This window comes from Streptomyces sp. MB09-02B, assembly GCF_033794485.1.
Taxonomy (GTDB): domain Bacteria; phylum Actinomycetota; class Actinomycetes; order Streptomycetales; family Streptomycetaceae; genus Streptomyces.
Genome location: NZ_JARGEE010000429.1, coordinates 1 through 7,187, shown reverse-complemented (window position 1 = coordinate 7,187; position 7,187 = coordinate 1). Strand labels below are relative to the sequence as shown.

General features: G+C 72.5%; 7 protein-coding genes and 1 pseudogene. 4 read left to right on the top strand and 4 right to left on the bottom strand.

From position 1 onward, the window contains the following. Window positions 1–21 precede the first annotated feature (21 nt). Complete coding sequence (locus P1P70_RS36915; protein ID WP_319245556.1) at window positions 22–969, bottom strand: hypothetical protein; 948 nt, start codon at window positions 967–969, stop codon at window positions 22–24. A gap of 165 nt (window positions 970–1,134) precedes the next feature. Here P1P70_RS36915 and P1P70_RS36910 point away from each other — a divergent pair, with 165 nt between their 5' ends. The 3 genes from P1P70_RS36910 (at window position 1,135) to P1P70_RS36900 (ending at window position 4,359) form a co-directional block, all read left to right on the top strand. Next, window positions 1,135–1,962 carry a hypothetical protein gene (locus P1P70_RS36910; protein ID WP_319245554.1) on the top strand — a complete coding sequence of 276 codons (828 nt, stop codon included), beginning with the start codon at window positions 1,135–1,137 and terminating at the stop codon, window positions 1,960–1,962. A gap of 281 nt (window positions 1,963–2,243) precedes the next feature. Continuing rightward, window positions 2,244–2,447, top strand: coding sequence for a cold-shock protein (locus tag P1P70_RS36905; RefSeq protein WP_005483357.1), 204 nt, complete (start codon window positions 2,244–2,246; stop codon window positions 2,445–2,447). 94 nt (window positions 2,448–2,541) lie between these two features. Further along, window positions 2,542–4,359: a DEAD/DEAH box helicase gene (locus tag P1P70_RS36900; protein ID WP_319245553.1), complete on the top strand. Its 1,818-nt coding sequence runs from the start codon at window positions 2,542–2,544 to the stop codon at window positions 4,357–4,359. Window positions 4,360–4,420: 61 nt separating this feature from the next. Here the strand turns inward: P1P70_RS36900 and P1P70_RS36895 are convergent, their stop codons facing one another. Together P1P70_RS36895 and P1P70_RS36890 are read right to left on the bottom strand one after the other, a co-directional pair. Next, window positions 4,421–4,933, bottom strand: coding sequence for an SRPBCC family protein (locus P1P70_RS36895; protein WP_319245552.1), 513 nt, complete (start codon window positions 4,931–4,933; stop codon window positions 4,421–4,423). Further along, complete coding sequence (locus P1P70_RS36890; RefSeq protein WP_319245550.1) at window positions 4,930–5,337, bottom strand: metalloregulator ArsR/SmtB family transcription factor; 408 nt, start codon at window positions 5,335–5,337, stop codon at window positions 4,930–4,932. The genes P1P70_RS36895 and P1P70_RS36890 overlap by 4 nt, the downstream gene beginning before the upstream one ends. 166 nt (window positions 5,338–5,503) lie before the next feature. Here P1P70_RS36890 and P1P70_RS36885 point away from each other — a divergent pair. Further along, window positions 5,504–6,036, top strand: a pseudogene (locus tag P1P70_RS36885) (tellurite resistance TerB family protein). Between the two features lie 188 nt (window positions 6,037–6,224). Here P1P70_RS36885 and P1P70_RS36880 read toward each other — a convergent pair. Continuing rightward, window positions 6,225–7,187 (bottom strand): ArsR/SmtB family transcription factor (locus tag P1P70_RS36880; protein ID WP_319245548.1); only part of this gene is annotated, 963 nt, incomplete at its 5' end.

Sequence of the window (7,187 nt, the reverse complement as noted above, 5' to 3'; positions counted from 1 at the left end):
GTCACCCCGCCATCCGCACCGTCACCCCACCGCCCGCTGCTGCCACGCCCCGAACGTCGCCAGGGGCTCCCCGCTCTCCAGGGCCCACGGGTACGCCGTGACCAGCCCCCCGATCGCCCGGAACACCTCCCCGGCGTCCCCGGCCCGCTTCGCCTGCACCATCGCGTACGCCAGCAGGTTGAGGTCGGCGACGGCCGCCGCATGGGTCAGATACCCGGCGCGCGGCCAGTCCGCCGTCGCCCGGTCCAGCGCCGCCACCGCGTTCGGGCGGCTCCACAGGTGGACGGCGGTGAGGGCCTCCAGACCGCCCTGGTCCAGCGTGCCCTGGTAGAGGTCGATGAGCGCGGCGATCTCCAGGCCCGCCGTCGGGGCCGTCGGCGCCGCCCCCGCGCGCACCCGGTCCAGGAAGTCGACGGTCTGCGCGTGCGAGCCGCACTCCCACGGCGAGAGATAGCCGAGCATCTGGAAGTGCGCCTCGCGATGCCACGGGTCACGCCGGACGATCTCGTCCCAGAGCGGGAACACCTCCTGGCTCGGCCGGCGCCACAACCGCAGCAGACCGAGCCGCACCACCCACGGCGTGGGGTCCTCCGGCCGCAGCGCGGCGGCGTGCTCGCAGGCGTCGAGCGCCTCCCGGGTCTCCCCCGGCACCGGCTGCTCCTCGTACCGCGCCCGCAGCAGGACACCCCACGCGAACAGCAACTGCGCGTCCGGGTCCTGCGCCTGCTCCTCCGCCCAGGAACGCTGCAGCGCCGGGGAGGTCGACTCGGCGAGGACACCGATGCGGTGCGCCCTGCGGTCCCAGTCACGGCCGGTGTCGCGCAGCAGCTGCTCGATCATGGCCACCGCGAGACTGCGACCGCCCGAACTACCCCTCTCCACGAGACGTTTGCGTACCTTCCCGAGGTCCGCGTCGTCGAGTTCGGGGGCGAGTCTGGTCGTGCCGCGCCGGCGACCGAGGAGAGCCATGGCCGGAGAGTAACGAATTTTGGTCGCACAGTGATGAATCAAGATGGACGTATGCCGATCCGATATCCCGACCGGCAGACGAGGGCGAGCATTTTAGCCCCAACTCGCCTACTCCGATGGGCACTTCACCTTATGCACACGATCTTCCCTCCCTATCATCGGAAGATGACGGAACCGACGCAGTCCGGCCCGTACGCGGGTCAGCCCGCCCCTCCGCCCCAGCCGATGGCTTCCGTGCCCGGCTGGGCCCCGCCCCCGCAGCAAGGGGCCTCCTATCCGTACGCGGCCACACCGCCCGTCGGCCACGGCAGACCCGCCTCCCCTCCGGGGGACCCGGCGGCGGCCTCCGACCGCACGTCCGGCGCGCTGCTGATACTCGGCGCCCTCCTCGCCGTCGGCTCCTCGTTCGCCACGCTGGACAAGTCGGTCCAGTACCTCGACGAGGGGAGGGAGCCGGTCTACGAGACCGTCGCGAAGGCGTGGTCCTACACCAGCGGGGACATCGGCGGCGAGACGGAGTCGGTCACGCAGTTCTCCGGCCTGCTGCTGCTCTTCGGCGCCCTGGCCGCCGTCGCCGCCGCCGTGCTCCTCCTGACCGGCCGCAGCCGTCGGCTCCCGCTGGGCCCCGCGCTCGCCGTCGGGGGCGCGGTCCTGCTCCTCGGCACGACGCTGTCGGTGCTGACGGAGGCGTTCAACGACACCCAGTGGGACGGGGACGGCCGGACCACCACCTTCGGCGCCGGCTTCTATCTGCTGGCCGTCGCCTTCCTGCTGGCCCTCGGCGCGACCGTGACCACCGTCCTCGGCACCCGCCGCCCCGCCACGGCCTTTCCCGGGCCCGGGCAGCCGTCGCAGCCGTCACAGCCGTCGCAGCCCTGGCAGGCCGCGCCCGGCGGTGTGCCCGGCACCCCCGGTGCGTACGGTGCGCAGGCCGCCGCTCAGCCGACCCCACCGTTCCCGCCGACCCAGCCCCCGGCTCCGCCGACGGCATAACAGGGCCGACCCCCACCGATCCTGACTTTTCACCGGGGGGTGTCCGCAGAAGTGTGGCGTGTCACCCGGCGGGCGCCCCTCACCTGTGCTACCTTGACATGAAGTGGCAGTTTTGGTTACCAGAGGCTTCTGAGTGCTCTTCGACCTTCCGTCGACGAGCACTCTTTGTTGTTTCCGGGGCTTTCCGGGACTTTCTCCATCTTCCCGTCGGGTCGAACCGTTGCTGCGACACCGGGTCCGCAAAGTGTGGGCTCCGGGCACTGCATCAAGGGAGTTTCAGCATGGCATCCGGCACCGTGAAGTGGTTCAACTCGGAAAAGGGCTTCGGCTTCATCGAGCAGGAGGGTGGCGGCCCCGACGTCTTCGCCCACTACTCGAACATCGCCACCTCCGGCTTCCGTGAGCTTCAGGAGGGCCAGAAGGTGACCTTCGACGTCACGCAGGGCCAGAAGGGCCCCCAGGCCGAGAACATCGTTCCCGCCTGACGCTGACGCGTAACGCATGAGCCGGGGCCCGCGCCCGAAAGGTGCGGGCCCCGGCTCATGTGCGACAGGCGCCACCGCATCGAGGAAGGTCCCCATGAACCGCACGGCTCGTACGAACAGCAGCAGCCCCTCCCGGTCCCGTACGGAGGGTTCCGCCCGCACCGGCACGGCCCGGAACGACCGCACCCGCTCGCAGGGCGCGGGAGCGGGTGACCAAGGGGCTCCTTCGCGTGCGGCCGGGACCGGATCGGCGACGGGCGGCACCGCCCAGCGCCGCGCGGCGGGCGGCGGCACCGGTGGGGCGGCCACCGCGGGCGGTACGGGACGGAGCGGCGCGGGCAGGAACGCCCCCGGCCGCGGGACGGCCACCAGGAACAGCGCCGACCGCGGAGACACCACGAAGAACAGCACCGGCCGCGGAAACACCACGAAGAACACCGCCGGCCGCGCGGACGCCGCCAAGGGCCCCCAGGGCAAGGGCGGCGCCGGCAAGAACGGCTCCGTCCGGTCCGGTGCGGCCAAGGCCGGCCGTGGTCGCCGGGGCGGTGGGCGGGCCGTCGCGCCCGCCACCGGTGGCGAGTTCGCGCTGCCGGTCACGGTCACGCCCGCGTTGCCGTCGGTCGAGACGTTCGGTGAACTGGAGCTGCCCGCACGGGTGTTGGAGACACTGCGGACCGAAGGGGTGACCGAGCCGTTCCCCATCCAGGCCGCGACGCTGCCGAACTCCCTGGCCGGCCGTGACGTCCTGGGCCGTGGACGCACCGGCTCCGGCAAGACGCTCGCCTTCGGCCTCGCCATGCTGGCCCGTACGGCCGGACAGCGCGCCGAGCCCCGGCAGCCGCTGGCCCTCGTCCTCGTCCCCACCCGCGAACTGGCCCAGCAGGTCACCGACGCCCTCACCCCCTACGCCCGCGCGCTGCGGCTGCGGCTCGCGACCGTGGTCGGCGGCATGTCCCTCGGACGGCAGGCGAGCGTGCTGCGCGGCGGCGCCGAGGTGGTCGTCGCGACCCCCGGCCGGCTCAAGGACCTCATAGACCGCGGCGACTGCCGGCTCGACCAGGTCGCGATCACCGTCCTGGACGAGGCCGACCAGATGGCCGACATGGGCTTCATGCCTCAGGTCACCGCGCTGCTCGACCAGGTGCGGCCCGAGGGCCAGCGGCTGTTGTTCTCCGCCACGCTGGACCGCAACGTCGACCGGCTGGTCCGCGACTACCTGCACGACCCCGTCGTCCACTCCGTCGACCCGTCCGCGGGTGCGGTCACCACGATGGACCACCACGTGCTGCACATCGAGGACGACGACAAGCACGCCACCACGACCGAGATCGCCGCCCGCGAGGGGCGCGTGATCATGTTCCTGGACAGCAAGCACGCGACGGACCGGCTGGTGAAGAAGCTGCTGGCGGTGGGCGTGCGGGCCGCCGCCCTGCACGGCGGCAAGTCGCAGTCGCAGCGCAACCGGGCCCTGAGCCAGTTCAAGGACGGGGACGTGACCGCCCTGGTCGCCACGAACGTCGCGGCGCGCGGGATCCACGTCGACGACCTCGACCTCGTCGTCAACGTCGACCCGCCGGGCGACCACAAGGACTATCTGCACCGGGGCGGCCGTACGGCCCGCGCGGGCGAGTCCGGCACGGTCGTCACGCTCGTCCTGCCGCACCAGCGCCGTGACGTCACCCGGCTGATGGCGGTCGCCGGCATCACCCCGACGACCACGCGGGTCCGCTCGGGCGGCGTCGAACTCAACCGCATCACGGGCGCGCAGGCACCGTCCGGCGTCCCGGTCGTCCTCACCCCGCCGGTCACCCAGCAACCGCCCGCCCGCCCCTCCTCGGCGTCGCGCGGCCGTCGCGGCCGCCCGTCCTCCCAGGGACGCCGCCGCGCCCCGGCGAAGGGCAACGGCCGCTGAGCGTGTCGGTACGACGGGAGGCACGACGGGAGCCTCGACGCTGCGCACGACGCGGCGTGGCTCAGGCCAGGGACTCGAAGTACGCCTTCTGCGCGGGGTAGTAGTCGTCGAAGTCGGGGCGCGGCCCGCCCGTGCGCGCGGCGGTGAGCATGTCCAGGTAGTACTCCCAGCCCGGTCCCGTCTCGCCGAGCTGCTCGGCGGAGGTGAGGTGGTGGACCAGCCGGAGTTCGGTGGTGCCGTCGACCTCGGACAGCAGCAGCTCCATCGACCAGGTTCCGGCCTCGTCCTCCATCGAGACGGCGAGCCTGCGCGGGGGTTCGCAGGCTTCGATCCGCAGCGGGCACCAGGGCGCCGACTCCTCGAACTCCATCCGCACCTCGACCGTGCGACCGGGCCCCGCCTGACCGCGCCACGGGCCGAACCAACGGGCGGTGCGCTCCGGCTCGGTGACGCTCGCCCAGACGTCGTCGGCGGAGGCGCGGTAGACGCGGGTGAGGATCAGGTCGTGCCCCGTCGGGGTGGGGACGAGTCGTCCGGTGGGTTCATGGGTCGTTCCGGTGGGTTCATGGGTCATGCCGTGTCCTCTTCCGGGTGGTGGGCGGTGTGCGGATCGTGCGCGGGGCCGGACCGGGCGCGGTCCCGTCGGGTGCGGTGGACCTCTGTCTCCAGCGCCGCCAGACGCCGCGACCAGTCAAGACGCCCGGTGTCGAACACGGCGAGCCAGGCGGCCAGGTCGCCCAGCCGGGAGCGGACCAGCGAGTAGCGCCGGTGGCGTCCGATCTGCTCGTCCCGGACCAGGCCGCTCTCCCGCAGCACGCGCAGATGGCGGCTGACGGCGGGCCGGCTGATGGAAAACCGGGCGGCGATGTCGCCCGCCGTCAGCGGGGCGTGGTGCAGCATCGTCAGGATCTCGCGGCGGACGGGATCGGCGATCGCGTCCGCCACCTCGCTCAGTTCATCCGGATCGTCCTCGCTCACACCAGAAGCGTAACCGATAGGTTACGCGTTGACGAGGACGCGTCGAGGGCACGGCCCGGTCGAGGAACTCCTACGGGGGTGACGGGCGTTCACAGGGAGACGTGCGGAACGCACGCGGACGACCGGAACGACCGGCACGACACGGGCTGAAGCCGAGGTGGCACGCATGGCGATGTGGGATCGGATCAAGGACCAGGCCAAGGGTCTGCAGCAGCAGGCACAGGGCGCGCAGGGCGCGCGGGGCGGTCCTCCGGCGGCTCCAAGGCCCAGTTGGTGAGCGCGCTCAAGTCCCAGCTCACCTCCCTGAAGACGGAGCTGAAGAGCGGTGCCTACCGGGACGCCAGCATGGCGATGTGCGCGCTGGTCGCCGCCGCCGACGGGAACGTGGACCCGGCCGAGCGGCAGCACGTGGAGTCGCTGATCCTGAACAACGACGTCCTGCAGAACTTCCCCGCCGACCAGCTGCGGCAGCGCTTCAACCGGCACGTCGACCAGCTCTCGCGCGACTTCCAGCAGGGCAAGGCCGAGGCCCTCACGGAGATCGCCAAGGCCGCGAAGAAGCCGACGGAGGCGCGGGCGGTCGTCCAGACCGGCTTCGTGGTGGCGGGGGCGGACGGGTACATCGCCCAGACCGAGGAGCAGGTCCTGCGCGAGGCCTGCGCCACCCTCGGCCTGTCGCCGCAGGAGTTCGGCCTCTGACACCGCAGAAAAAGGACGCGGCGCTGTCCACAGACTGTGGACAGCGCGCAGGGTCGTACTCACGGACGCCGGCCGTCCCCACCGCCGGCGTCCGTGAGGTTCACGGGGTGTGCCGTACGAGAAAATCTTGAAAGCGAAAGTAACAGTCGGTACTCGTCCTACTGATGGGTACTTTGTGAAGACTTGCGTCAGTGGAAGAGGGCCGTGAGCAGGTCGTCACCGAGGCGGCGTACGCGTTCCAGACGGAGTTGGTAGTAGGCGCGGCGGCCGTCGCGCTCGACCGTGACGAGGCCGGCCTCGCGCAGCCGGGCCAGATGCCGGGAGACCTGCGGCAGGGACATCCCGCTGCGGGTGGCCAACTCGGAGGGGGTGAGCGGCTCGCGGGCGATCGCCCGGGCGATGCGCTGCCGGCCGGGGTCCCGCAGCACCTCGAGCCGCCGGTGCACGGTCGCGTAGCCGGGCTGGTCGTCGCTCTCCGGCAGCAGCGGGTACTGCACCACCGCCGCGAACCCCGGCTCGTGCTTGACCAGCAGGTGCGGGCCGCCGAAGACCGACGGCACGACCAGGACGGGCGTCGTGGCGACGTTCACGATCCCGTGGTGGAACTTGTCGAAGACCACACGGGGCGGCCCGTCCCGGTAGGCGGCCGCCGGGTCCAGGGCGGCGAGCGCCCGGCCGGGTCCGTCGTGCTCGACGGCCCTGCGCAGCCCCGGGAGCTGCCCCGAGATCGCCCTTGCGGCCCGCGCCAGATCGGGTTCCAGCGCCCGCGCGGCCCGGTCCAGCAGATCCAGCAGATCCGTACGCAGTGACTCCGGCGCGTGCAACAGCCTGCGCGCCAGTTCCGACCGGGCCGTCGACCGCCGTTCCGCCGCCTCCAACAGCCCCTCCCGCTGGGCCTGTTCCTCCAGCACCCGGTCCAACGGCATCCCGGAGTTGCCGCCCCGGACCGCGTACGCCGTCAGCTCCGCGAAGAGCGGCAACGGCAGCCGGGCGATGTCCTCGGCCTCCTCGCCGAGCGTCCGGTCCCCGACCGCGCCCAACGGCAGCAGGTACCGGGCCCGGTACGACGACCACAGCGGCGCCCAGTCGCGGACCCGCCGCCGGAGCGCGGGGTCGAGCGCGGAGACGGTGGGGGCGGGTGTTCCCGTGGC

Coding starts and splice junctions, on each gene's coding strand:
- P1P70_RS36905 (WP_005483357.1), top strand. CDS start 2,244: ATGGCATCCGGCACCGTGAAGTGGTTCAACTCGGAAAAGGGCTTCGGC.
- P1P70_RS36910 (WP_319245554.1), top strand. CDS start 1,135: ATGACGGAACCGACGCAGTCCGGCCCGTACGCGGGTCAGCCCGCCCCT.
- P1P70_RS36900 (WP_319245553.1), top strand. CDS start 2,542: ATGAACCGCACGGCTCGTACGAACAGCAGCAGCCCCTCCCGGTCCCGT.
- P1P70_RS36895 (WP_319245552.1), bottom strand. CDS start 4,933: ATGACCCATGAACCCACCGGAACGACCCATGAACCCACCGGACGACTC.
- P1P70_RS36915 (WP_319245556.1), bottom strand. CDS start 969: ATGGCTCTCCTCGGTCGCCGGCGCGGCACGACCAGACTCGCCCCCGAA.